The sequence below is a fragment of the Corynebacterium sp. ACRQP genome, assembly GCF_022345915.1.
Taxonomy (GTDB): Bacteria; Actinomycetota; Actinomycetes; order Mycobacteriales; family Mycobacteriaceae; genus Corynebacterium; species Corynebacterium lehmanniae.
Genome location: NZ_JAKRMZ010000057.1, coordinates 1 through 667 on the forward strand (window position 1 = coordinate 1; position 667 = coordinate 667).

At 59.4% G+C, this 667-nt stretch carries 2 pseudogenes; both read right to left on the bottom strand.

The features are described 5' to 3' along the window. A pseudogene (locus MHY23_RS11855) lies at window positions 1-320 on the bottom strand (IS21 family transposase); the annotation flags it as partial. 66 nt (window positions 321-386) lie between these two features. After that, window positions 387-667 (bottom strand): annotated as a pseudogene (locus MHY23_RS11860) (IS21 family transposase); the annotation flags it as partial.

The following is a 667-nucleotide window of genomic DNA, read 5'->3' on the forward strand; positions in this document are numbered from 1 at the left end:
GTCGCCGGCCCGATCTTTTGGGCTTCGCGCAGGAAGTAATCGCTCGTCCACAGTCCCTGGGTGTGATCCATGTTCGCCGGTATGTGGTCGGCATCGGTGACATACGCCCCGCGGGTGTGGGAAAGCGTGTGGGTTGTAACGGCACGGCCACCATCGAAGACCGTGAGCACTTGCCCGGTGATGCGCACATCGACAGTGCGGCCAACGAGCTGGTGCGGCACGGAGTACCGCACGCTGGCTACGGTGATGTGGAAATCCGGGGCGATCTTGGCGCGTTTCCACTCGGTGCGCTGCCACGGGGTATCGGGAAGTGCTGTCAACAGGTGTCTTTCATGCGCATCGAAAATGTCTTTGCGGCTTGACTGCTGGTGACGAAACGGCACCGCCTAGTTGATCTGGTCAACCAACTGCCTCATGCGCGTGTTGAGTTCGTCAAGGTCGACGCACTGGTGACCATCGAGTGCGTGGATGACCTTGTGGGTGACGATCTTGACTGCGGCTTCGACATTGGCTTTGTCTTTCGGCCGTTTCGACCTTGTGGGCAGCGCTGCGGTGTTGTAATGCTCCAAAAACTGCTCGTAGGTGTCATTGACCTTGCGGTTTCGATCCGCCGCGCTGATCGCGTTCGACGCAGTCGAGGCATTATCCGGCACCACAACCTCAGGCA